Origin of the sequence: Adhaeribacter aquaticus DSM 16391 (genome assembly GCF_000473365.1) — a bacterium.
Classification (GTDB): Bacteria; Bacteroidota; Bacteroidia; order Cytophagales; family Hymenobacteraceae; genus Adhaeribacter; species Adhaeribacter aquaticus.
The window spans coordinates 3,212,930-3,238,996 of sequence record NZ_KI421517.1; the positions used below are offsets into that span (position 1 = coordinate 3,212,930).

The 26,067-nt window shown below is 41.3% G+C and carries 16 protein-coding genes; 14 read left to right on the plus strand and 2 right to left on the minus strand.

The genetic code is table 11. The annotated features are described in order from the left end of the window. The first annotated feature begins 20 nt into the window (after positions 1–20). The 13 genes from ADHAQ_RS0116525 to ADHAQ_RS0116590 all read left to right on the plus strand — a co-directional run bounded on the left by ADHAQ_RS0116525 (position 21) and on the right by ADHAQ_RS0116590 (position 21,828). Positions 21–1,790, plus strand: a complete 1,770-nt coding sequence (locus ADHAQ_RS0116525; protein ID WP_034256881.1) for a glycoside hydrolase family 28 protein — start codon at positions 21–23, stop codon at positions 1,788–1,790. Positions 1,791–2,208: 418 nt separating this feature from the next. After that, on the plus strand, positions 2,209–3,573 hold the full coding sequence (locus ADHAQ_RS0116530) for a Gfo/Idh/MocA family protein (RefSeq protein ID WP_026463886.1): 1,365 nt from the start codon (positions 2,209–2,211) through the stop codon (positions 3,571–3,573). A 102-nt stretch (positions 3,574–3,675) separates the two neighbouring features. Then, on the plus strand, positions 3,676–6,741 hold the full coding sequence (locus ADHAQ_RS0116535) for a SusC/RagA family TonB-linked outer membrane protein (RefSeq protein WP_071781182.1): 3,066 nt from the start codon (positions 3,676–3,678) through the stop codon (positions 6,739–6,741). Between the two features lie 11 nt (positions 6,742–6,752). Further along, positions 6,753–8,420: a RagB/SusD family nutrient uptake outer membrane protein gene (locus ADHAQ_RS0116540; RefSeq protein ID WP_026463888.1), complete on the plus strand. Its 1,668-nt coding sequence runs from the start codon at positions 6,753–6,755 to the stop codon at positions 8,418–8,420. A 159-nt stretch (positions 8,421–8,579) separates the two neighbouring features. Then, positions 8,580–10,016 carry a glycoside hydrolase family 28 protein gene (locus tag ADHAQ_RS0116545; RefSeq protein WP_026463889.1) on the plus strand — a complete coding sequence of 479 codons (1,437 nt, stop codon included), beginning with the start codon at positions 8,580–8,582 and terminating at the stop codon, positions 10,014–10,016. Between the two features lie 387 nt (positions 10,017–10,403). After that, on the plus strand, positions 10,404–11,174 hold the full coding sequence (locus ADHAQ_RS0116550; RefSeq protein WP_026463890.1) for an SDR family oxidoreductase: 771 nt from the start codon (positions 10,404–10,406) through the stop codon (positions 11,172–11,174). Between the two features lie 124 nt (positions 11,175–11,298). Beyond that, positions 11,299–13,230, plus strand: coding sequence for a glycoside hydrolase family 88/105 protein (locus tag ADHAQ_RS0116555; RefSeq protein ID WP_034256883.1), 1,932 nt, complete (start codon positions 11,299–11,301; stop codon positions 13,228–13,230). Between the two features lie 51 nt (positions 13,231–13,281). Then, a complete protein-coding gene (locus ADHAQ_RS0116560) occupies positions 13,282–14,805 on the plus strand; it encodes a tagaturonate reductase (protein ID WP_026463892.1) in 1,524 nt (507 codons plus the stop codon). A gap of 3 nt (positions 14,806–14,808) precedes the next feature. Further along, positions 14,809–16,461, plus strand: a complete 1,653-nt coding sequence (locus ADHAQ_RS0116565; RefSeq protein ID WP_026463893.1) for a UxaA family hydrolase — start codon at positions 14,809–14,811, stop codon at positions 16,459–16,461. Between the two features lie 42 nt (positions 16,462–16,503). Then, positions 16,504–17,952, plus strand: coding sequence for a glucuronate isomerase (gene uxaC, locus ADHAQ_RS0116570; protein WP_245590627.1), 1,449 nt, complete (start codon positions 16,504–16,506; stop codon positions 17,950–17,952). 292 nt (positions 17,953–18,244) lie between these two features. After that, entirely contained in the window at positions 18,245–19,600 is a 1,356-nt protein-coding gene (locus ADHAQ_RS0116580) for an MFS transporter (protein WP_051360204.1), read from the plus strand. An 18-nt stretch (positions 19,601–19,618) separates the two neighbouring features. Next, on the plus strand, positions 19,619–21,235 hold the full coding sequence (locus ADHAQ_RS0116585; protein ID WP_026463896.1) for an NADP-dependent glyceraldehyde-3-phosphate dehydrogenase: 1,617 nt from the start codon (positions 19,619–19,621) through the stop codon (positions 21,233–21,235). Positions 21,236–21,396: 161 nt separating this feature from the next. Further along, positions 21,397–21,828 carry a nuclear transport factor 2 family protein gene (locus ADHAQ_RS0116590; protein ID WP_051359983.1) on the plus strand — a complete coding sequence of 144 codons (432 nt, stop codon included), beginning with the start codon at positions 21,397–21,399 and terminating at the stop codon, positions 21,826–21,828. 835 nt (positions 21,829–22,663) lie between these two features. Here the strand turns inward: ADHAQ_RS0116590 and ADHAQ_RS0116595 are convergent. After that, positions 22,664–23,107 (minus strand): hypothetical protein, encoded by a 444-nt coding sequence (locus tag ADHAQ_RS0116595; RefSeq protein WP_026463898.1) that lies wholly within the window; start codon positions 23,105–23,107, stop codon positions 22,664–22,666. Positions 23,108–23,340: 233 nt separating this feature from the next. Between ADHAQ_RS0116595 and ADHAQ_RS0116600 the strand changes: the two genes are divergently transcribed. Further along, complete coding sequence (locus ADHAQ_RS0116600; RefSeq protein WP_026463899.1) at positions 23,341–23,748, plus strand: hypothetical protein; 408 nt, start codon at positions 23,341–23,343, stop codon at positions 23,746–23,748. 81 nt (positions 23,749–23,829) lie between these two features. On the opposite strand, the gene ADHAQ_RS26045 is transcribed toward ADHAQ_RS0116600, so the two are convergent. Beyond that, entirely contained in the window at positions 23,830–25,824 is a 1,995-nt protein-coding gene (locus ADHAQ_RS26045; RefSeq protein ID WP_051359984.1) for a cytochrome-c peroxidase, read from the minus strand. Between the last annotated feature and the right edge of the window lie 243 nt (positions 25,825–26,067).

Consider the following 26,067-nt stretch of genomic DNA (forward strand, 5'->3'; position numbering starts at 1 on the left):
AACTGTAATTAAAAATAAACATGGAAAAAAAATATGTAAGGAGTAGCCGCTTAGCTTTGTGGCTAGGCGTGGCCGGGATGGCATTTGGGGCCTGTAAACCACAACCAGGTGCTTCTGTAGCTTATAATTCAGCAATGGTAGCAACCACAACCTCCAATGATAAACCAACTGCTTCCATCTCCAGTTTAGATGATTTGTATAAAGGCATAGAGTTTGATATGCCGCGTGTGCAGGAACCTCAGTTCCCAAATTATAGCGTTAAAGTTACTGATTTTGGCGCCGTGGGCGATGGCCTGACGCTGAATACCGAAGCTTTTGAAAAAGCTATTGCCGCGGTTGCCGCGAAAGGTGGCGGTAGAGTAATTATTCCGCGTGGTCTGTGGTTAACCGGACCGGTAGTATTGCGCAGCAACATTAACCTGCACGCCGAAGCTGGGTCCATGGTTATTTTTAGTAAGAATTTAGACGATTACCCATTGGTAAAAACCAGTTTTGAAGGCTTGAATACAGTTCGTTGCCAGTCGCCAATAACGGGTAAAGATCTGGAAAACGTGGCTATTACCGGGGAAGGTACATTTGATGGTTCCGGCGATGCCTGGCGCCCGGTAAAGAAAAGTAAATTAACCGAAGAGCAGTGGAAAAGACTGGTAAAATCGGGAGGGGTGTTAAGCAATGACCAAAAAGTCTGGTACCCTTCCGAAAGCTCAAAACGCGGCGATACAGCAGGGAATTTCAACGTGCCAAATTTTACCAAAATGGAAGAGTTTGCCACAGTAAAAGATTTTATGCGTCCGGTAATGGTAAGCCTGATAAACTGTAAGAAGGTTATGCTGGATGGTCCGACTTTTCAAAACTCTCCAGCCTGGAATTTACACCCGCTAATGTGCACCGATGTAACCCTCCGAAATTTAACCGTGCGTAACCCATGGTATTCGCAGAATGGAGATGGTCTGGATTTAGAATCCTGTAAAAATGCTGTGGTGTACAATAACACCTTTGATGTAGGCGACGATGCGATTTGCATTAAATCAGGTAAAGACAAAGACGGTCGGGATCGGGGCATGGCTACCGAAAATGTAATTGTCAAAAACAGTGTGGTGTATCATGGCCACGGTGGCTTTGTGGTAGGTAGCGAAATGTCTGGCGGCGTAAAAAACGTACACGTATCCAACTGTACCTTTATGGGTACCGATATAGGCTTGCGTTTTAAGAGTACCCGCGGCAGGGGCGGAGTTGTAGAAAATATCTGGATTTCAAACATAGATATGATCGACATACCCACACAGGCCATTAGCTTTAATCTGTTTTACGGTGGTAACTCGCCGGTACTGGAAGAAGGACAAAGCGCTAAAACGGAAGCCCGCGTAGAAAAATTAGTGCCCGTAACAGAAGAAACACCTTCCTTCAAAAATATTTACATGAAGAATATTATGGTTGCCGGTGCCGATGAAGCCTTGGTGTTACAAGGTTTACCCGAAATGAACCTGAAAAACGTGCAATTGGAAAATGCTACCTTAAAAGCTAAAAAAGGAATTTCATCGGTAGATGCAGATGGGATAGTGTTGAAAAATGTAAAAGTAATAGCCGAAAAAGGTCCGGCACTAACTATTTACAACAGCAAAAATTTTAAAGTAGAAGGTTTAACGTATCCGCAAAGCAAAGAGCCGGTGGTAAAAGTTCTTGGTCCTCTTACTCAAAATGTGAAACTGGAAAACAAAGATTTTAACAATATTTCAGCGCAAATCACCAAAGGAACTGATTTGAAAAAGTCGGCAGTTAAGGTTAACTAAGTAGTTAAATTACATAAAAAAGGGAAGGCAAGTTTATAATACTAGCCTTCCCTTTTTTATTAATAGGAATGTAAAGCCTAAAATATGCGTACCAAATTCTCCTCCTTTCGGGCTCCTAAATAAAAGTTTAAGTAAAGTGGTAAGTCTAAGGTTTTTGCTGTTCACCCACCTTTGAAATTTCTGCAGAAAAAATGACAACGTTCCCGGTAACGATTGCATAAAAATATCTTCTAAAACCTTTTTAAACGATTTTAAATCTGTGTAAGATTAATTCAGAATTGTATTTAGTAGCATTTAGCTATTGAATTTTGAGTTCATTCGGAAATCAAAAAAGGCTTTAAGGATTGACTTTTTCGGCTGATTAGCTGAAGATTTAATAATGATTAATACCACGCACCACAATAATTTAATCATAGTTATGGAAACCGATAAGAATGTAATGGACCGCCGCCACTTTTTGGCTACTACTGGTACTGCTTTGGCAGGTTCTTTATTTATTAATCCAATTTCTTCAGTAACTGCCAGTGTTACGGCAGGTAAAAAAATGCGGGTAGCCATGGTGGGTACCGGTTCCCGGGGTATTACCATGTGGGGCAAAACGGTAGCTAAAGATTATGCTGATCAGGTAGAATTTGTTGGACTTTGTGATGTAAATCCGGGGCGGGTGGCTTATGCTAAAAAGTACATAGGTGTAAATTGCCCTACCTTTACTGACTTCACCGAAATGATGAAGAAAACAAAGCCGGAAACCTTAATTGTAACAACCGTTGATGCTACGCACCACGAGTTTATTATAAAAGGCATGGAAATGGGAGCCAACATCATCACGGAAAAACCCATGACCACCGATGAACAAAAATGCCAGGCTATACTGGATGCCGAAAAAAGAACCGGTAAAAAAGTGACCGTGACATTTAACTACCGTTACTCGCCACATCGCCAGAAAATTTATGAGTTACTTCGGAATAATGAAATAGGAAAAATTACTTCCGTTGATTTTCATTGGTACCTGGATACTTCGCATGGGGCAGATTACTTCCGGCGTTGGCACCGGTTAAAAGAAAAAGGCGGAACCTTATTTGTTCATAAATCTACGCACCATTTTGATTTGCTAAACTGGTGGCTGGAGTCTGATCCGGAAGAAGTTTTTGCCTATGGCAATTTAGAGCATTACGGTAAAAATAATTCCTTCCGCCATACCAACTGCCGTCCTTGCCCGCACAAAGACAAATGTGATTTTTATTACGACATCACCAAAAACCAGCAATACATGGATTTGTACGTGGCTAACGAAAAACACGATGGCTACCTGCGTGATGGCTGCGTTTGGAAAGAAGATATTAATATTTACGATAAAATGGCTGCCCAGATTAAATACGCCAATGGGGTACAGGTAAGTTATTCCTTAACTACTTATTCGCCTTACGAAGGCTACCGCATTGCTTTCAACGGTACACAAGGTCGCATTGATGCCTGGATTCAGGAAGCGCAACCCTGGAAAATGGAAGATTATGATGAGATTCGTTTAACTAAAATGTTTGGTAAAACCGAACTGATTCAGGTGCCACACGGTGGGGGCGGACACGGTGGAGGTGATATCCGGTTGAAAGATAAAATCTTCAAAAGCCCGGATATGGCCGATCCATACCGGCAATCAGCCGGGACACGCGATGGAGCCTTGTCCATTCTGGTTGGTATAGCCGCTCGTAATAGTGTAGAGTCCGGTAAACCTGTAAAAATAGCCGATCTTACCTCTTTAAAACCTTCGGCTATTCGGGTATAAACAATAAGCTAATTTGTATTTTGAATGTTTAGGTTACCCTTAGTGTCGGTAGCCTGGATGTGTATTGTCTTTAAGAATCCACTAAAATTAAATCTAAGTAAAATGAAAAAAAAGTTACTCCTATTATGTCTCTTGTGGGGCTATATAGTGCAGGTCATGGCCCAGGGCCAAAAAGTATCCGGGCAGGTTATAGATGCGGAAACAAATGAATCTTTACCTGGAGTAGTGGTACTAGTAAAAGGGACTACTAACGGTACCTCTACGGATGTGGCCGGAAAGTTTTCTCTGAATTTGCCTGCTCCAGGTAATGCGGTGCTGGTTGTTAGCTACGTGGGGTACCAAACCCAAAGTATACCTGTTGGAAACCAGTCTAATATCAAAGTAAGCTTAAGACCTGATGCCAAAGCTTTGGATGAATTAGTAGTAGTAGGCTACGGCACTCAGAAAAAAGGTGATGTAACGGTAGCAGTAGCCAGTGTAGAAGGCGAAGCCATTGCCGAAAGAGGTACAGTTAATCCCTTGCAGGCGGTTCAGGGCCAGGTAGCCGGGGTCGATATTTCAGCCGGATCAGGTAGAGCCGGAAATAATTACAATATTCAGATCCGGGGGCAGAACTCGCTGGCTGGGGGCTCTCCATTATATGTGGTAGATGGCGTAATTGTGCCGGATATTAATTTCCTGAACCCACAGGATATTTCCAAAATGGATATTTTAAAAGATGCTGCTTCCACGGCTATCTACGGTTCCAGAGGATCTAACGGGGTGGTTATTGTTACCACTAAGCAAGGTAGTACGGTAAAGGGCAGCGCTACCATTTCTTATGATGGCTATACTGGTGTGCGGCAAAATGTAAGAATGCCTGATTTTATGAATGGTGATGAATGGTGGCAGTTTCGGCAGAATTCTTATATCGTACCAGAACTAATTGCTGGCCGCAACCCAACTTCCATTGGTACAGCTGGATCCGATAACCCAGAAATAGCCCGGCGGGTAGCAGAAAAAGATTACACCAATTGGCGGGACCTGGTACTTAGAACCGGCACGCAAAATAACCATTGGTTAACGGTGTCTGGTACCAGCAGTAATAATATGCAATATGTTATAGGAGCTGGCTATCAGAATGAAAAAGGTACTTTAATAAATGAAGATTTCAATCGGTATAACTTTAAAGCCAGTTTAGACCATAAACTAAATGATAAGTGGGCTGCTGGTATGGCCTTTAACTTTGCTTTATCGGAAATGGAGCGGGGCAGTGATTTAGCCATAACAAATGCTTTTCGGATGCCTCCTTTGTTTAAACCTCGGGATGCTGACGGTAATTTAATTTTTCGGCCTGGCCAAATTCCGGTGCCTGGTACTTCTGGTGTAACCAGTATTACCAGTTCAGTTAATCCTATACTGGATAACCAAAATTCTGAAAATAACACCCGACGCAATTTTGGGGTAGGTAATTTGTACCTGCAGTATTCGCCAGTTTCCTGGATTAGTGTCCGCTCTACTTTTTCTCCCAGAATAACTACAGATAGAAATGGCCGTTTCTGGGGTTCGCAAACCGAAAACCGTGGTGGGCTGCAACCTGCTGCTGAGTTGCGCAATCAGGAAGCTTTTTCTTATATCCTAGATAACATCGTTACAGTTAATAAATCTATCAAAGACCACAACCTGACCTTTACTGGTTTACACAGTATTCAGCAGGAACGGTACGAAAGTAATTTTTCCCGGGTAACTAACTTACCATTCAATTCTTCCTTCTACAATTTAGGTACAGCCTCCAGCCGGGAGAGAATTGAAAGTGATTTCAGTAAAGTGTCGCTTATTTCTTATATGGGTCGGGTTAACTATTCTTTCCGCGACCGCTATTTAGTAACTATTGCTACCCGTTGGGATGGTTCTTCTAAGCTGTCGCCTGGCAATAAATGGTCTTCTTTCCCGTCGGCAGCTATCGCCTGGCGGTTATCTGAAGAAGGCTTCATGAAAGATTTTAATTTTATTTCTGATTTAAAAGTTAGGTTAAGTGCCGGTATTGCTGGTAATAACAATAACATAAATGCTTATGGAACGCAAATGAACCTAAGCAGCCCAAGTTTTTATGACTTTAACGGGGCACTGGCTTTGGGTTATGCTCCTAACCGTTTACCTAATCCTAACTTAACCTGGGAACGCACCCGCGAGTACGATTTAGGCTTGGATTATGGATTTTTCTTAGGCCGCGTTTCTGGTTCTGTTGATGTGTATGATAAACTTTCCCGGGGCGTAATAATGGATCGGGATGTGGCCATGGAAAATGGTTGGGTTTCTATCAAAGACAACGTAGGATCGGTAAGTAACAAGGGCGTAGAGCTGTCTTTAAGAACGGTGAATGTGGCCACTTCTGATTTTACCTGGTCCACCACTTTTAACTTAGCCCGGAATAAAAATGCCATTGTAGAGCTTCTGGATAAAAAAGTGGATTTACCTGGAAATGCCTGGTTTATTGGCAAGCCTATTAATGTGAATTATACTTACGTTTTTGATGGCATCTGGCAGGAAAGTGAAAAAGACGAAGCTCAAAAATACAAGCAGTTACCCGGCCAGGCAAAAGTGAAAGACCTGGATAATAATGGTGTTTTAAATAATGCCGACCGGGCTATTATTGGGCAACGTGATCCCAAATGGACCGGAGGTTTTTCTACCCAGGTAACTTACAGAAACTTTGATCTTTCTGCTTCTTTATTTGCCCGGCAAGGCCATCAGGTGTACAGCCCTTTTCATGCTGAATTTACTAATATGGCGGACCGTGGCCGTAATAAACTGGACATAGATTATTATATGCCAGCCAATAATATTACCCCTACCCGCATATCCAATTCCTACCCAATGCCGGGCCGCCCTGGTGATTACTGGGCATTAGTAGGTTACTTCCAGGATGTTTCTTTTGTGAAGGTACAAAACATATCTATGGGTTATAATTTACCTAAAGGCTTATTAGAAAGAGCCAAATTGAAAAGTGTGCGTGTTTACGCCAATGTGCTGAATCCTTTTGTATTTACCAAATTTACCGGGTTTGATCCGGAAACAGCCAGTGGTATTGATGTTGGAACGCAGGTTACCAATAGTAGCACCGGTTCGCTTAATAATACTGGGGTAAGCACAGTTACTTATCAATTAGGAGTAAATCTTAAATTTTAAATAGATTAAAAATGAAGAAGTTACATATATTAAGTTTACTACTTGTATTGCTGGCTACCATAACCAGTTGTAAAGATTACCTGGAAGAGGAAAACCGTTCGAATATAGAATCAGATGTGTATTATGCCACAACTGAGGGCTACGATAAACTGGTAAATGCCTCTTACGGAACGTTGCGGAATGTGTACAGCGAGCCTTGGCTTTTTGCTGCTGGGACCGATTTATTTGTGGAAGGCCGGGATCCGCAGCCAAAAGGCATCAGCGAATACCGGGATTTAACTCCGGAAGAAGCCTCCGTGGAAAATTTTTACCGGAATTCTTATGCGGCCATTCAGGTTTGTAATACGGCTTTGTATTTCAATGATAAAACTGCGGCTTCATCCAATTTAGCTTTTCGCAAAGGAGAAATTAAATTTTTGAGAGCTTACTATTACTTTCTGCTGGTTCAGAATTTTGGAGGTGTTGCCTTAGTTACCGATCGGTTTACGCAGCCTCAGGGAAGTTTCAAGCGCAATTCAGCGGAAGAAGTATATAAATTTATACTTGATGAAATGACCGAGGCCCTAGGGTTAGTACAGGATAATCCTTCTGAATTTGGTCGGATATCCAAAAGAGCCATCCGGCATTACCTGGCAAAAGTACATCTAACCCGGGGTTACGAACAATTCGGTAACCGCGAAGATTTTGTAAAAGCAGTTGCTTTTGCCGATGCAGCTATTGCAGGTCAGGCTTTAAATATTTCATTTGAAAACTTGTTTTTCCCGGGCAACGAAAGAAATGCAGAAGTTTTATTCTCTATTCAGTATGATCCGGCTTCCATTCAAAATCCACAAACCGGGGGCAATAATCAGAATTACTGGTTTGGCCCCTACATGGGTGGCCAGGGTGCTACGCAAGGTTACCCGCAACGGGCTTACCGCCTGGTGCCTACCATGTATCTGTTCGATACTTTTACCCAGCAGGATGCACGGTTTGATGCAACTTTTATGATTGAATACTACAGCCGGTACTACGATTATTATGATAAAAGCAATGAGCGAAATAGCCTTAACGTTAGGTTTTACTATGCTCCTAAATGGGCTTCCAGTGCTGCCGATATTGCTGCCTGGAGAGCAGCTAACCCAACACGGCGGAATAATACGCAGGTAATTCCATATTCAGCGGCTTGGGAAGCTTCTAATAGCACTGCCCTGGATAATGCTACCCCAGCAATAAAAAAGTTTGATGATCCGAAAGCCGTATTTGGTAATCCTACCAGCACCCGGGATATTTATTTAGCTCGCTTAGGTGAAACGTACCTTATTGCAGCGGAAGCTTATTTTAAAATGGGCGATAATAATAATGCCGCCTTACGCATCAATGAAGTACGCCGCAGAGCTACCAAGCCAGGTGTAACAGGTGGGATGGCCATTACTCCGGCTGATGTAAACATCAATTTTATTCTGGACGAAAGAGCCCGGGAATTAGCTGGTGAGTACCACCGCTGGTTTGATTTAAAGCGGACAGGGACGCTGGTAGAAAGAACCCGCTTGTATAATCGCGATGTTCGAAATTGGTTTAACCGGGGAATTAATCCTTTTGAAGGTAATGGTGGTGCTCTTAAAATTTTAAGACCCATCCCATCCAGAGCTTTAATCCTGAATGAAGGTGAATTTGAGCAAAATCCGGCTTATCGGTAGGTTAAGCCATAAGTAAAAAATAAGGTCTTTTACTGGTGTAGTTATAAGCAACAGTAAAAGACCTTATCCTTAAATGTAAGGTGGTAATAGGTAATTATGGTATAAAGGAGGTGAAGGTAAATTAAGAATATTATTAAGATGATAACAAAAATAAAACCAATGGAAAGAAGCTGGCTATTCAGCTTCTTTTTTATTTGTATAGTATTATTATTTAATTCTTGTACAAAATTTGCTTCAGACGGCATGCGAATTAATGATGCTATTGGGAATACGGATCCTTGGAAAAACCTGGATAAATTGCTGGAGCAAATTAAACCCCCTGTTTTTATAAAAAAAGATTTCGCCATTACAGCCTATGGCGCTGTTGGCAACGGCTCTGCAGATTGTTCGGCGGCCATTAAGAAAGCGATCGAGGCCTGTTCCCAGGCTGGAGGCGGACGCGTGGTAGTGCCAGCAGGGGTTTATTTGACCGGCCCTATTCATCTAAAAAGTAATGTGAATCTGAATATACAAAAAGGTGCAACCCTTTCTTTTTCTACCAAACCGGACGATTACCTGCCTTTAGTGCATACCCGTTGGGAAGGTGTGGAGTTGATGGGCTTGTCGCCGTTAATTTATGCTTTTGAACAAAAGAATATAGCCATCACCGGGGAAGGAACATTGGATGGAAGAGCAGATGCCACTAATTGGTGGCCCTGGAAAGGTCAAAAAAAATATGGTTGGAAAGACGGTATGGCTAGCCAGACAGATGCTGACAAACGGGCCGCTCTGTTTCAGATGGCTGAAGATAATATTCCCGTTCATCAGCGCAAATTTGGCAAAGAATCTTTCCTGCGGCCGCAGTTTGTACAGCCTTATCGTTGCGAGAATGTGCTTATTGAAGGGGTGACTATTATTAATTCGCCGATGTGGATTTTAAATCCGGTGCTGTGTAATAATGTTACAATTCAGAAGGTAAGAGTAGAAAGCCAGGGTCCTAACTCAGATGGTTGTGACCCGGAGTCCTGTAAAAATGTATTAATCAAGGATTGCTTTTTTAATACTGGTGACGACTGCATTGCCATTAAATCAGGCCGGAATGCGGATGGCCGCCGAATTAATGTGCCGAGTGAAAATATTATTATTCAGGATTGCACTATGGCTAATGGTCACGGTGGCGTAGTTATCGGGAGTGAAATTTCAGGGGGTGTTCGGAATGTATTTGCCCAAAATTGCCGGATGGATAGTCCGGAATTAGACCGGGTCTTGCGTATTAAAACCAGTTCGGCTCGGGGAGGTGTAATAGAGAATATTTACCTGCGCAATATAGAAGTGGGGCAGGTAGCGGAACAAGCTATTATTGCTACCATGTTTTATGAAGATTCAGGCTCGTTTATGCCTACTGTCCGGAATATAGAGGTGCGAAACATGCAGGTTAAAAATGGCGGCAAAGTAGGTGTTTTATTAGAGGGGTATCAGGAGTCGCCGGTTCAGAATTTACGTTTAATCAATGTCAGCATGGATCAGGTTAAAGAACCTTACCGGTTTTCTCATGCGAAGAATGTGCATTTTGAGAATGTTAAAATAAATGGGCAAAAGGTAATTTTACCAGAATAAATTTTAGCTAATACTTTTTACCAATGGCCTGCTCTAAATAAATTTTATCAAGCCATCTTGCCCGGCTAATCAGCGCCAACCAAATGTAAATTTTGGTTGGCGCTGATTTTTTTATTGGTATAGGTATCTCAATAGTGGGTATTTATTCTCTTCTTCTAAGACCGGAAAGCTGCTTATTATAATTGGAATTTTTAAGGAATAGCTAAGAAAAAATCGGTGAGTTTTTTATTACATCGTTCCCGGTAACGATTGCATAAAAATTTCTGGATTAAAGGTTTTATACCAATTTAAAACTGTGTAGACTTGTTAAAGATAAGGCTATTTCAGGCGGAAGAAACGGTTTTTTTAAGTCTTTTAATTCTAATAATCCGCTTGTCCTAAATAAGAATGCAACTAGAAAATTTATTTAATCTTACCGGTAAAGTTGCTTTGGTAACTGGCTGTAACAAGGGTATAGGTAAAGGAATGGCCTTGGCATTGGCGGCTGCCGGAGCAGATATAATTGGCGTTTCGGCTTCCCTGGCTTTATCCGGAAGCGGGATAGAATCAGAGGTAAATGCTTTGGGGCGGAGCTTTAAAGCCTATCAGTGTGATTTAAGCAACCGAGCCGCTTTGGAAGCATTTATCAGGCAACTAACAGGAGAGAATCCGGAGATTGATATTCTGGTGAATAATGCCGGGATGATTATGCGTCAACCAGCTGCTGAACATTCGGATGAATATTGGGATCAGGTGTTGGCAGTTAACCTGGATGCACCTTTTATCCTTGCCCGTGAAATAGGAAGGCATATGATCAAAAAGGGGAGCGGCAAAATAATTTTTACAGCTTCTTTATTAACCTTTCAGGGCGGAATTAATGTGCCCGGTTATGCTGCTAGTAAGGGAGCCATAGGCAGCCTGGTAAAGGCTTTAGCTAATGAATGGGCCGGCAAAGGGGTAAATGTGAATGCTATTGCTCCAGGGTATATAGCTACTGATAACACGGAGGCTTTGCGAAACGATCCGGACAGGAGTCAGAGTATTTTAGGTAGGATTCCGGCTGGGCGCTGGGGTACTCCTGAAGATTTTGCCGGGGCTACTATTTTTTTAGCTTCTCAGGCTTCTGATTATGTGCATGGTACAATATTAACCGTGGACGGGGGCTGGATGGGCCGGTGATGCTTAGCCTTAAAAAAAGGAAAAATTTCGAGGTAAGGATAATCCAGTAAAAAGGTATTACTTCATTTATTAAAGCTGAAAAACTAGTCTGTAAATAATAATTACCACCATAGAATTATTGATCATGAAAAAGTTTGTGTGTTTGTTTTTCATAGTTGCATGCAGTAGTCTGCCGGTAAAATTTTCTTATGGCCAGGACAGGGGTGGAACCTGGTCAGAGAAAATGGCAGCTACCGTTATGCACATTTGGAAAGACTCCCTGGTAATGCAACCAGGTAAGCCGGTAAAATGGGCTTACGACGAAGGCGTAGTGATGGAAGGGTTGACCAATATCTGGAAGCGTACCGGCGATGCGCGCTACTTTAAATTTATCCAGAAAAGCATGGACCACTTTGTGCAGAAGGATGGTTCCATTCGCAGGTATAAATTAGAAGAGTATAACATTGATAACATCAAAAATGGCCGCACCCTTTTAATGCTGTATCAGGTAACGGGGCAGGAAAAATATTACAAAGCGGCCACGCTTTTACGGGAGCAATTAAAAACCCATCCGCGCACCAACGAAGGAGGGTTCTGGCACAAAAAGATTTACCCGTACCAAATGTGGCTGGACGGCCTTTACATGGGACAACCGTTTTATGCCGAGTATGCAGCTACCTACAACCAACCAGATGCCTTTGATGATATAGTTAACCAATTCGTGTACATGGTAAACCATGCCCGCGATGCTAAAACAGGTTTGTTGTACCACGGCTGGGACGAGTCGAAACAACAAAAATGGGCAAATAAACAAACGGGTTTATCACCGCATTTTTGGGGCCGTGCTATGGGCTGGTACGGCATGGCTTTGGTAGATGCCTTGGAAAATTTTCCGGAGAATCATGCCAGAAGAGGAGAGCTGGTAGCTATTCTGAACCGGTTTGCCTCAGCTGTAGAAACAGTACAGGATGCTAAATCTGGCGTTTGGTACCAGATTCTGGATAAACCTACCGGGAAAGGCAACTACCTGGAAGCCTCTGCATCATCTATGTTTGTTTATGCCTTAGCCAAAGGCGTACGTTTAGGTTGGTTACCACAGAAATATGAAGCTGTAGCTCAAAAAGGCTATAAAGGGTTAATTAAAGAATTTGTTAAAGCCGATGAATCTGGTCAGGTTAACTTAGATGGTACTGTTAGTGTGGCCGGATTAGGTGGCAACCCTTACCGGGATGGCAGCTACGAGTATTATTTGAGCGAAAAAGTAGTTACCAACGACCCTAAGGGAGTAGGGGCTTTTTTACTAGCTGCCAACGAAATAGAATTGCGGGCTATTCCTAAAGTAGGTTTAAATAAAACAGTTTTATTGGATAGCTATTTTAATAACGAATTCAAGAAAGATGCCAGTGGTCAATTGGTTAGCTATCATTACAAATGGAATGAATTAGGGAATAATGGTTTCTCTTTACTGGGAGAGCACATCCGGTATATGGGAGCAAAAACCAATGAGTTAAAAGCTGCTCCCACTGCCCAAAATCTTAAGAATGCCAGCATTTATATTATTGTAGACCCCGATACCGAAAAAGAAACGGATAAACCAAATTTTGTACAGGAACAGCATGTTAAGGAAATTCTTTCCTGGGTAAAAGAAGGCGGCGTATTAATGCTGATGGCAAATGATGCCACCAACACGGAACTCGATCACTTTAATAATCTGGCAAAAACTTTTGGTATTGAGTTTAAGAAAGAATTAAAAAATCCGGTAACCAATAGTCAATTTGATATGGGTAAAGTTTTGGTGCCGGCCAACCACGAAATCTTCAAGAATGGCCGCCAGCTTTACCTGAAAGAAATAAGTACTTTAAATTTAAAGGCACCGGCTAAATCAATTCTGGACCATAAAGGCGATGTAGTTATGGCGGTAGCTAAGGTAGGAAAGGGTACTGTGTTTGCTGTTGGCGATCCGTGGTTGTACAACGAATACACCGATGGACGAAAGTTACCGGCTGAATTCAAAAATTTTGAAGCAGGTAATGAATTAATGGCCTGGCTATTAAAGCAAGCCAATACTAAAAAATAAATGGGGGTAACAGCCTCACGGTAAAAGTAAGAGTGGTTCTATTTACAAGTCATGCTATTAAATCAGGAAAATTTAGGGAAAATAAAAGCGGGGAGTAATTTACTAGCGCCGTCACCCGATTTATTTGAGCTGCCAGAAAAGGTGTTGCAATTTGGCACAGGGGTATTGCTACGGGGCTTGCCTGATTATTTTATCCATAAGGCTAACCAGGAAGGGGTTTTTAATGGACGGGTAGTGGTAGTTAAATCAACCGATAAAGGTGATACCGCGGAATTTGACCAACAAGATAACCTATATACCATTTGTGTCCGGGGTTTTGAGGATGGACAGAAGGTAGAAGCAAATATTATTTGTTCTGCTATAAGCCGGGTGCTAACCGCAGGTAATAACTGGGAAGAGATTTTAACCTTTGCCACCAGTCCGGAGCTAAGTGTGGTTATATCCAATACCACCGAAGTAGGCATCCAATTAGTAGAGGATGATGTTAATGCCCAACCCCCGGTCTCGTTTCCCGGCAAACTGCTGGCAGTTTTATTAAAGCGCTACAAAGCTTTTAATGGTGATAGAACCAAAGGTTTGGTGATAGTGCCAACTGAACTTATTTCGGAAAACGGAACGCAGTTAAAAGCCATTGTAGTAGAACTGGCTCGGCAAAATAACTTAGAAGAAGCTTTTATTCAATGGGTAACAGAGGCTAATATTTTTTGTAATACCCTAGTAGACCGCATTGTGCCTGGTAAACCCGATGCTGCTTTGTTGGCTAATTTGGAAGCAGTATTGGGTTACCAGGACGATTTACTCATTATGTCCGAAGTTTACCGGCTCTGGGCTATTGAAGGAAATGAACAGGTAAAAGAAAAGCTCTCTTTTGCGCAAACAGATGCCGGTGTTATTGTGGAACCGGATATTAACCGGTACCGCGAGCTGAAGTTGCGCTTGTTGAATGGTACCCATACCCTCAGCTGCGGGTTGGCATTCTTAGGTGGCATCCAGACGGTAAAGGAAGCCATGGATGATAAAAATCTATCCGCTTTTATCTCGGGCTTAATGCAGGAAGACATTGCTCCGGCCATTCCGTACGAAGTGGCACCGGAAGAAGCCGCAGATTTTTCCCGTAAAGTTTTGGACCGTTTCCGGAATACGCATATCGAGCACCAGTGGCTAAGCATTACCATGAATTATACTATGAAGCTGAAAATGCGGGTGGTTCCGGTGCTGCAGCAATATTACCATCTATTTAATCAGGCTCCTGAGCATGTAGCATTTGGATTTGCGGCTTACCTATTGTTTATGAAAGCAAAGCAGCAACAAGGGGAGAAATATTTTGGCGAATTAAACAACACAAATTACCTGATAAATGATGAGCACGCGGCCTATTTCTATCAATTATGGCAATCTGCGGACTTCGAAAATATAGCGGATGAAGTCCTTAAGAACCAGGAATTTTGGGGGGCAGATTTAACCATACTGCCGGGCTTTGCCCAAACAGTACAAAAATATTTACTCCAAATGAGTTCAGAAGGCGTTTTAGCTGCTTTAAAAAGTTTGGAATCAAGAAAGATTTCTGTTGCCTGAATTATGAAACAAATTATTTTAAAAGTTCACCCTGATGATAATGTGCTGGTAGCCTTAACTGATTTAAAAAAAGGCGAAGTAGTAACGTACCAGGATGAACAATATACTTTATTAGACAACGTAAAAGCGAAACATAAATTTGCCGCTACTATTATTCCGCAAAATAGTGAAATAATAATGTATGGCGTTTTAGTAGGGAAGGCCCAGGTAGATCTGCAGCCTGGCAATGTGCTCACCACAAGTAATATAAAACATGCCGCCAGTGATTTTGTTACCGGCGAGCGCCAGACTAACTGGGAAAAGCCGGATGTTTCCAAGTTCCAAAACCGGACTTTTATGGGTTTCCATCGCTCGGATGGCAGTGTCGGGACGGCTAATTACTGGCTGGTAGTGCCCATGGTATTTTGTGAAAACCGGAATTTGGAAGTATTGCAGGAAGCTCTGGTAACGCCACTCGGTTATGGGCGCAAACAAAAGTACCGCAACCAGGCGCAGAAATTAATTGATTTGTACAAAGCAGGCAACGGAGTAGATGCTCTGTTACAGGCGGATGTGTTTGTAGAAACCATTGCCGAAAAAAATGATCGCTTATTTCCGAATGTGGATGGCATTAAATTTCTGACCCACGATGGCGGTTGCGGTGGTACCCGCTTTGATGCGGAAGCCTTGTGTGGCTTATTGGCCGGCTATATTACCCATCCCAACGTGGCTGGTGCCACGGTATTAAGTTTAGGATGTCAGAATGCTCAGGTTACTATTTTAGAAGCCGAAATCAAAAAGCGGACGCCCAATTTTGATAAACCATTAATAGTGTTGGAGCAACAAAAAGTAGGAACAGAAGCCGATCTTTTGTCTTTAGCCATAAAACAGACTTTTGCCGGACTGGTAGAAGCTAACCAAAACGAACGCCAGCCAGCTCCGCTCAGCAAAATATGTATTGGTTTAGAATGCGGTGGATCGGATGGTTTTTCCGGAATTTCGGCTAACCCGGCTATAGGTTATACTTCTGATTTATTGGTAGCCTTAGGGGGTTCGGTAATTTTAGCTGAGTTTCCGGAGCTATGTGGGGTAGAGCAAAACCTGAGTGACCGCTGCCTGAGTGTTGATCAGGCGGAGCGTTTTTCCTCCTTAATGCGGACTTATAGTGCCCGTGCGCTGGCGGTAGGTTCAGGGTTTGATATGAATCCATCGCCAGGGAATATAAAAGACGGCTTAATAACGGATGCTATAAAATCGGCGGGAGCCGCTAAAAAAGGAGGAACCTCGCCAGTAACGGCTGTACTGGATTACCCGGAAAAAGTAACCAAACCCGGCTTAAATTTATTGTGTACGCCGGGTAATGATGTGGAATCTACTACCGCTGAAGTAGCCTCCGGAGCTAATGTGGTTTTGTTTACGACCGGCTTAGGTACGCCTACTGGTAACCCCATTGCACCTGTAGTAAAAATAGCTTCCAATACGACCCTTTTTACTCGCATGCGCGACATTATTGATATAAATACCGGTACCATTATAGATGGCGAAGAAACCATAGAACAGGCTGGTGAACGGATCCTGGATTATGTAATTGGCGTGGCCAGTGGTGAAATTGAAGTTAGTGCAGTACGTCATGGACAGGATGATTTTATTCCCTGGAAGCGTGGGGTATCACTTTAATATATTATATAAAAATAATCAGGAGAATAAGCAGGAATAGCCATGATGAATGACGTTTTAATGCCCGCGAAAGAGAAAGCAACTAATACCAGGAAAAAGTTTTTGGACGAAAACTTTTTGTTGCAATCCAAAATTGCTCAGGAGCTTTACCACGAGTTTGCGAAGCAAATGCCCATTATCGACTACCATAACCATTTGCCTCCGGAGCAAATTGCCCAAGATGTCCAATTTCAGAATATTACGCAGGTCTGGCTCTACGGCGATCATTATAAATGGCGGGCTATGCGCACCAACGGCGTAGATGAAGCCTACTCTACTGGTAACAAAAGCGATTACGAAAAATTTGAAAAGTGGGCGGCTACTGTACCTTATACTTTACGGAACCCGCTTTACCACTGGACCCACCTGGAGTTGCAAAGATACTTTGATGTGCACGATCTGTTATCTGGCAAAAATGCCCGGGAGGTGTATGATATCTGTACGGAAAAACTACAGTTGCCGGAGTATTCGGTTCGTAATTTATTGCGCCGGATGAACGTAGAAACGGTTTGCACCACCGATGATCCCATTGACTCCCTGGAGCATCACCAACAGATTAAGCAAGACGGATTTGAAATAAAAGTATTACCGGCATTTCGCCCGGATAAAGCTATGAATCCTGATAACCTGGTGGCCCTGAATGCCTATATTCAGAAGTTAGAGGCCGTTACGGATATGACTATTGATACTTATGAAACTTACTTAACTGCCCTGAAAAAACGCCACGATTATTTTGCCGCTAATGGCTGTTCTGTTTCCGATCACGGGCTGGATGAAATTTATGCCGAAGATTATACAGAATGGGAAATTAAAAGCATTTTTATTAAAATAAGATCCAACAAAAGCCTGAGTCATTCCGAAATTTTAAAGTTTAAATCCGCTATGTTGTACCAGTTTGCTATCTGGGATCATGAAAAAGGTTGGGTACAGCAATACCATTTAGGTGCCTTGCGCAACAACAATCCGCGGATGTTAAGGCAACTTGGTCCGGATACAGGTTGGGATTCCATTGGTGATTTTAGCCAGGCCAGAGCCTTATCTAAGTTTTTATCCAAGCTGGATGCTACCGATCAATTAACCAAAACCATTTTATATAATTTAAACCCGGCCGACAATGAATTGATGGCTACCATGGTGGGCAACTTTAATGATGGCTCTGTTGCGGGAAAAATCCAATTTGGTTCAGGCTGGTGGTTCTTGGATCAGAAGGATGGAATGACAAAACAAATGAATGCATTATCGAATATGGGTTTGTTAAGCCGTTTTGTGGGTATGCTTACAGATTCCCGCAGCTTTTTGTCTTTCCCGCGGCATGAATATTTCAGAAGAATTCTGTGCAATTTGTTTGCAGAAGATGTAGAAAACGGGGAGTTACCAAACGATATAGAATGGATTGGTAAAGTAGTACAGGATATTAGTTACTACAATGCTAAAAACTATTTTAACTTTTAAGTTTAAGAAAAAAGCTTTCACCAGAATAAGTAATGACAGCGGCTTTTCTAAATCTGAAAAGGCAATAATTATTTCGTAAACCTAAAGGATTAATCCAAATCTTAGCTAATGATTAACTAGCCTGCTGGCATTATAGGCCCAGTAGGAGGGAATACGCATGCCCATGAAATCTGCCGTTTATTGAGCTGAAATTGGGATCAGGCGCCTGGGAGCAATGGGAATAGCTAATAAAAGTATTTTCCAAAACTGGTTAAAAGGTTTAGGATTTTGAATGTATGTAAAAAAAAAGCTTATGCAAGAAGTATTATCCACTACCACTCAAAATAAAATCAAGAACCCACTCAGCAATGATGGTAAGATAGGTAGATACAGGTGGACCATTTGTTCTCTAGTATTTTTTGCCACTACCATTAATTACCTGGATCGGGTAGTAATTTCACTGCTTAAGCCTTACCTCACGGAACAGTTTAACTGGAGCTCCGGAGATTATGCTGACATTGAAATAGCCTTTAAGTTTTCTTATGCATTAGGCATGCTGGGGGTAGGTAGTTTAATTGATAAACTAGGAACCAAAATTGGTTATGCCATGGCCACTTTTTTGTGGAGTTTAGCCGCTATCGGGCACGCCCTGGTTACCAATACATTTGGGTTTATTGTAGCCCGGGCAGCTTTAGGTATTTCGGAAGCCGGTAACTTTCCGGCAGCAATTAAAGCTACTGCCGAATGGTTTCCTAAAAAAGAAAGGGCTTTTGCTACTGGTATTTTTAATTCCGGTTCTAATGTGGGAGCCGTAATAGCACCCTTAACCGTTCCTTTCATAGCAGAGAACTGGGGTTGGAAATGGGCTTTTATTATAACCGGTGCCATTGGTTTTATTTGGATAATTTTCTGGTTTTTATTGTATGAAGTGCCTGCCAGACATGCTAAATTAACCAAAGCCGAATTCGACTATATTCACTCGGATGTAGATGATTTAGCTGCCGCAGCAGTTCAAACGGAACCTAAAACTTCCTGGTTTAAACTTTTAACTTTTAAACAAACCTGGGCTTTCGTGCTGGGCAAATTCTTAACCGACCCGATCTGGTGGTTTTATTTATTTTGGTTGCCCGATTTCCTGGACAAGCAATACGGGGTAAAAGGTACTGCCATAGGTTTGCCGGTGGCCATGGTTTATACTATGTCTAGCTTTGGTAGTATAGGCGGCGGCTGGCTGCCCTTAAACCTTATCCGAAATGGCTGGCCAGTATTTAAGGCCCGGAAAATATCGATGTTGATTTATGCCGTATGCGTGGTGCCTATTGTTTTTGCTCAGATTTTAGGTGGGGTGAGTATGTGGCTGGCTGTTTTTATAATTGGTATTGCAGCGGCGGCGCACCAAGCCTGGAGTGCTAATATCTTTACTACTGTTTCGGATATGTTTCCGCGACGGGCTGTGGCTTCGGTTACAGGTATTGGCGGTATGGCTGGTGGTTTGGGCGGCATTTTATTATCAGCCTTGGTGCAAAAGCGCATGTTTGTGTACTACGAAAACCTGAACCAGATAGAAACTGCCTATTTTATTATGTTCCTGATTTGTGGCGGGGCTTATTTAGGTGCTTGGGCTATCATGCAGTTGTTGGTTCCTCGACTGAAACAAATTGAAATATAAAAATCCATAAGTAAGTATATGACAACAACTGAAACCCTTTTTGTAAGGGAAGATCAAATCCCGGGTGAATTTTTACTGGATGAACAAATTCATCAGAAAGAGTACCTGAACAATGGGGTAATGCAAAAATGGGATGGTCCCTCCACTCCGGTGTTATCACCCGTACTGGTACAAACACCCGCTGGTTTAAAAAGGAAAGAAATTGGGTCTTACCCGGTATGCACCGAAAAAGAAGCCATGGAAGCGTTGGATGCAGCTGTGGCAGCCTACAATAACGGTCGTGGATATTGGCCCAGCAGCAGCATCCAGGACCGAATAGATTGTGTGGAAAAATTTACCCGCCGCATGATAGATAAGCGTGATCTGGTAGTGAAGCTGATCATGTGGGAAATTGGGAAACCGTTTGCTGATTCGGCAAAAGAATTTGACCGTACCGTAGAATATATTTATGCTACTATTGATGCATTAAAAGATATAGACCGGCAGTCTTCGCGGTTCGAAATAGAACAAGGTATAATTGCTCAAATTAGACGTTCGCCCTTAGGGGTGGTTTTGTGCATGGGCCCCTTTAACTACCCGCTAAACGAAACTTTTACTACCCTTATTCCGGCTTTAATAATGGGTAATACCATTTTGTTTAAGCCACCGAAGCACGGTACTTTATTGCATTATCCGTTATTAGAAGCCTTCAAAGAATGTTTTCCAGCGGGAGTGGTTAATACTATCTATGGTCGCGGCCATACTATTGTGCCGGCCATTATGCAATCAGGTAAAGTAAATGTTCTTACCTTAATCGGATCGAGCAAAGTAGCTGACCAACTTAAAAAGCTGCACCCTAAAGTAAACCGGTTACGGGCTATTCTGGGGTTAGATGCTAAGAATGCGGCTATTATTACTCCGGCTGCCGATTTGGATCTGGCGGTTTCTGAAACAGTTTTGGGTGCTTTATCTTTTAATGGCCAGCGTTGTACGGCTATTAAAATTGTTTTTGTGCATAAGCAAATAGCCGATGCTTTTTTGAAAAAGTTAGCTATTGCGGTTGAAAAGCTAATGGTTGGTATGCCCTGGGAAAAGGGAGTAGCCTTAACTCCTTTACCAGAACCCAATAAACCAGCTTACCTGAAAGCATGTATCGAGGATGCTCTGGCTCATGGAGCACAGGTTGTAAATGAGAGAGGGGGCAAGATGGAAGAGTCTTTTGTATACCCAACTGTTTTATATCCAGTAAATAAGAATATGATGCTTTATCGGGAAGAGCAGTTTGGACCTCTGGTTCCGGTAGTACCATTCGATGATTTAGAGGAACCAATCAATTATTTAATTGAGTCTACTCATGGTCAGCAGGTAAGTTTGTTTAGCAACGATCCAGAGGAAGTTGCGTCTTTAATTGATCCGTTAGTAAATCAGGTTAGCCGGGTAAATATAAATAGCCAATGCCAACGCGGACCAGATACGTTTCCGTTTACAGGCCGTAAAGATAGTGCCGAAGGTACTTTATCGGTAGTAGATGCGTTACGGGCCTTTTCTATTCGTACGGTAGTAGCCACTAAGCTAAATGAGAACAACAAGCAGTTAATCAACAACATTGTAAGCGATCAGAACTCAGCCTTCTTAAGTACTAAATTTATAATTTAATAAACCTATCACAGAACAAAAACAGCCCAGATACAGAGTATATCCTGGGCTGTTTTTGTTCCGGGTCAAACGCACTGTTACCTTATTTTTTCCGGTTTATATTTCTTAACCCGACTCAGGTATTTTAATCTTAAATAAAAATTTCACGTGCTACTCAGGGTATGAAAAGAATATCGTTTTTCTTTTTAATAGTTTTATTATGGAATGCCGGACCTTTACAGGCGCAAAATAAAGCTGAAAAACAAGTTGCTGTTGCGGTAGAAAAGCTACGACTAGGTATGATAGATGCTAATGAGCCTGCCTTAAATAAATTAGTTATGGAAGAGTTAAGTTATGGGCATTCCAGCGGTAAAGTAGAAACCAAAACTGAATTTATAAAAGCATTATCCAGCGGAAACTCGGATTTTAAAACCATTGAATTTTCGAATCAAGTAGTAAGAGTAGTTGGTAAAACTGCTTTAGTGCGCCACCTGTTAACAGCCAGAACCAATGATAAGGGTGTGCCTGATTCGGTTAAATTAACCATTTTACTTGTTTGGCAAAAACAACATAGAGAATGGCGTTTGTTAGCCCGCCAGGCAATAAAAGCCTAATTTAAAATTTGAAAGATCTTTAGCATTTTATAAAGCTTAGTAGCTTTTAAATTATTAAAAGCCATACCGATTATATACGTTTATAGATGTTGTAGGAAGTATCTTTAACCTGATCTAAAAGCAGTAAAAGTTCAGCACAGTTAGCTGGTCAATCAATGGAGTATTTCTCTGGAGCGGCATTAAGTAAAGAGGAAGAAGTTACTCCTGTACCTAAAGAATAGAAAAATTTTGTAAGGCTTCTGTCTCTCTTTGATTGTATATACTAAGAAAGTATTCGCCTCTGGCGAAAAGCCATAAGAATAGGTGTGGCTATCGTTAAAGAAGAATTCAGTGGTAAGGTACTGCGATTAGGCCTGAACCTTAAATTACTATCTGAAACTGCTGCATCAGAGTATAAATATTCTCGGTATCAGATTTGAGCCTCTTTTATCTGATCTTAAGATCATTGCCACCGTGTCTTCTTTTATTTAATTTGATTTTATAGAGAATAAAATCTATTAATTTATATATCCCAAAAACAAGTGTCATGGATATAACAATGAAGGCTAGAATAACCTGCCAATGGGTGCCAAAGGAAATCATAATAAAAATTACCTGGATTGGGTAACTTACTACTAAACCATTCAGGAGAAGGAATGTTTAGTAAATTTTAATTTTTCTGAAAAAAATAAAAATTATATGAGGTCTTTGTTTGCTGTTTAAAAATCAGGGATATTAAAGAAAGTTTATTTTAAAAGATAAATAATTATACTTAAGAGTATTGTGAAGTTTTGTAGGTGTAATTAGTGATAAGATTGAATATTGGATCTAAGCGTTCTAATGGTTTTTCACTCGCTTAATTGTTAGGTAAGGATAAGAGCCATTCTTTGGCAGAACGTTCATCATTAAATAAATAAATTTCAAAGTGATTATCGATACGTTCATGTAATTGATGAAAAGACATTTGGCCATATATGCCAGGGGCTAGCACCTGAGCTAAATAATGTAAGCCTAAAGCTCTTACTTTAGGTGTCCATTCCTGTGTAATCCAATCATTAGCAACATCCCAGGGACCAATTAATTCCTCATGGCTGTTTAATAATTTTTCACAAGGTAGTTTCTCCATCATTTTGGCATAATAAGAGCCCCCTTCTTTTACTGTTTCCAAAGTTTGTCGTCCTACCCAATGCGCCAGTATGTATTCATTATCAGACATGCGCTCAATTTGCAAATAAACATCTCCATTTGGCTTTTTTAATTCTACTCTGCTTTCAAGGTTAGTACTCAGGATCCCTTCCATTTGTAAAATAACGTCTTTATGTTTTATGCCGTAATTACTTAACTTTCACCAACAGTTCAATCTTCATTTTGTTTAGCTAAAAAATTGGAGTTGGAAATGAAACATAATAAAATAAAAAATTATATACAAATTATTATATAGACTTACGTTTACAAATTAAATGAGAGGTGGGTATGGTGGTTGGATAGGTTAACTATATTAAACAAGAAACCGAATATTTAGTCATAATAAATATGATCCTGCACTCCAACGGACTGATTACTTTAAATTATAATCCAGCTACTGATATTCTAGAGGTTGCATATCCGGATTTACATGGATATTTGTTAACTGAAATAAAGCAAAGTATTGATGTTATGCTGGATAATATCAGGAATTATGATATCAAGAAACTTTTACTGGATTCTTCTAAAACTCTTATTTCTGTAACGCCCGAAGAAACAAAAGAAATTACCACTTATTTGGTTTCCGGTTTGAAAACCACCCGTATCCGCAAGTTAGCTCGTTTGCAATCACCAAGTTCCCATGTAGAACATATGGCTCAGAATAATATTCAGCATGTGAAAACTGCAGGTTTATTAACTTTTGATTTGCAATCTTTTACTGACAAATCTGGTGCTATCGCATGGTTGTCAAACTAGATTGTGTTCTTTTAATCTGTTAGTTTTAGTTTCCTAGGCTTGAAATGGTTTATTTACTATTTGCCAGAAAGTTTGGGTATTTTAATAGGAGCCACCAACTAAACGTTTATTTAATTTTTTATTAAAAAGTAATTTTGGTAATACTCTGGGAACAGAAGTAGTGAAGGTGGAATCGGTTAAAGATTGCATAAAAGCTATCAAATCTTCTTTTTCTGAATCTGATAGGTTTAAAGGATTGGCCGGCAAGGTCTGGTGTGGTACGTTCAGGCCCATTCCGGCACCGCCACCCCGGTCATAAAATTCTACCACTTCTAACAAAGTAGCAAAGGTTCCGTTGTGCATATAAGGAGCTGTTGCGGCTACATTTCTAACGGTAGGAGTCTTAAAAGAATATTGGTAAACATCTGCGGGTATATTGCCTGCTTTCCCGATATCGGTGTCCAGGATAGGATTGGCAAAGTCAGAAGTAGCAGTTACGCCCAAAACCTCAGATTCGCTTTCCAGAAAACGGGGAGGTACTGTGCCATTAAAAATAGGCGCAAAATGGCAGGTGCCGCAGCCAGCTTTGCCCATAAACAAGTTAAAGCCTCTTTTGGTGGCAGCAGGTAAATCAGCTGTTTCGTGACGCATGTACTGGTCGAAAGGCGAATTTAAAGCAACTAAACTTTGTAGATAGGCGGCAATAGCCCGATTAATGGTGTTGGCATTTATAGAATAATCGGCTTGGTCGGCAAAGGCTAGCTTAAAGGTGTTTTTGTAAGCCGGGCTTTGATTAAGCTTTTTTACAATATCCTCGTAGTTTCCATGCAGTTCATCTGTTTTAACAACCACGGATGGTATCTGGTCTTGTAGGTATTGCGCCCGGCTGTCCCAGAAGTAAGCGGTACTGAATATAGTATTAAGCAAGGTAGGGGCATTACGTTTAACAGTTCCCGCGAAATCAAAAGCAACACTAAGCGGCACATTATCGGTAAAGGCTTTGGCAGGAGCGTGGCAACTGGCACACGATCTATTGTTATTTGAAGAAAGCAGGGGATCAAAAAAAAGCGTTTTGCCTAAATCAGTTAATGCGGGGTTATGGGCTTGCCGGTCTTGTTTTGCGTAATAATTAGTGAGTAAAAAATCTAAACTAAATAAACTTATAGCTTTATCATTTACTGGTTTAAGTAGTTGGTTTATGCTTTCAGGAGCTACTTGTTGTTGTAGCCGGGTTAAGGAAGCATAAGCCGGGTCCAATAATTCCCTGATAAAATAAATCCGGTCAAAAGCATCAAAGTCTGGATGCTGATTTAAATAGGTTATAGCCACTTTAAGTTGCTGTGCTGCTTGCAAGCCAAAATTTTCGGATTGACTCCTATTGGTGTTACTATACAATTCCGTTGCCGACAATACAGGTTGCAATGCTATAGCGGTGTAGGCTATTTCTTTTCCCGCGGCAGGGGCATCAAAACCGGTTATTCCCATTGTCATGGCCCTTACCAGTTGTTCCCGCATACTTTCTAATAATTGTTTAGTTGTTATGGGTTGGTTATAGAGGTTGTTCGAAAATAAGAGTATTTTTTCCTTCAGGGAATAGGCAAGTACAAGACCATTTTTCAATTGCTCCGGAGCAATTGTTTCGCTGAATAAAAGTTCTTCCAGTACCTGCAGGCCTTGTGGCGGGAACGTGCGTACACTTGGTTTTTGAAAACCTAAGGCCAAGTAATTAGCATCTTCTATTAATACTTTTGGAAGGGGGGGGCCATTAATGCTTTTTGTTAGTTCCGGATCTAAATATTCCAGCAGGTACTCCACTTGTTTATAGGTAGCTTTTACCCGATGAAAATTGTCCTGAATTTGGGATTGCGTTAATTTGTTTTTTTGAAGGAGTTCAAGCGCTAAAGTTAGTTGGTGCGCCTGTTGTTTTAGTAGGTCAATATCTTGTACAAACTTACTTTTTACTATAACAGGTATTTTACTTTCAGGCTCAGCAATAAAGGAGGTTAAAAAAACAACACTAAACAAGCCGACACTAAGTACTAGTAGCAGGAGTTTTAGGTTAATATTTAAATTTTTGGCAAGCTTATTATTATGCATAAACGGAATGAGAAAAAGGGGCTATAACGTATTGCTATAAATTAAAGCGGCCTTATTTAATCGGACAACCAACTTAAATAGGATAAAATAATAATGCCTTTGTTGGTATAGTTTACAAAGAAAACAGGGGGCTGTTAACTTCCCTTTATGGATAAGTTATGCTTTTGTTAAGGATAGGGTAATGCAGGAGGAAAATAGCAGGATTATTAGTTAAGCGGGTTTTAATAACAATTCCATAATATT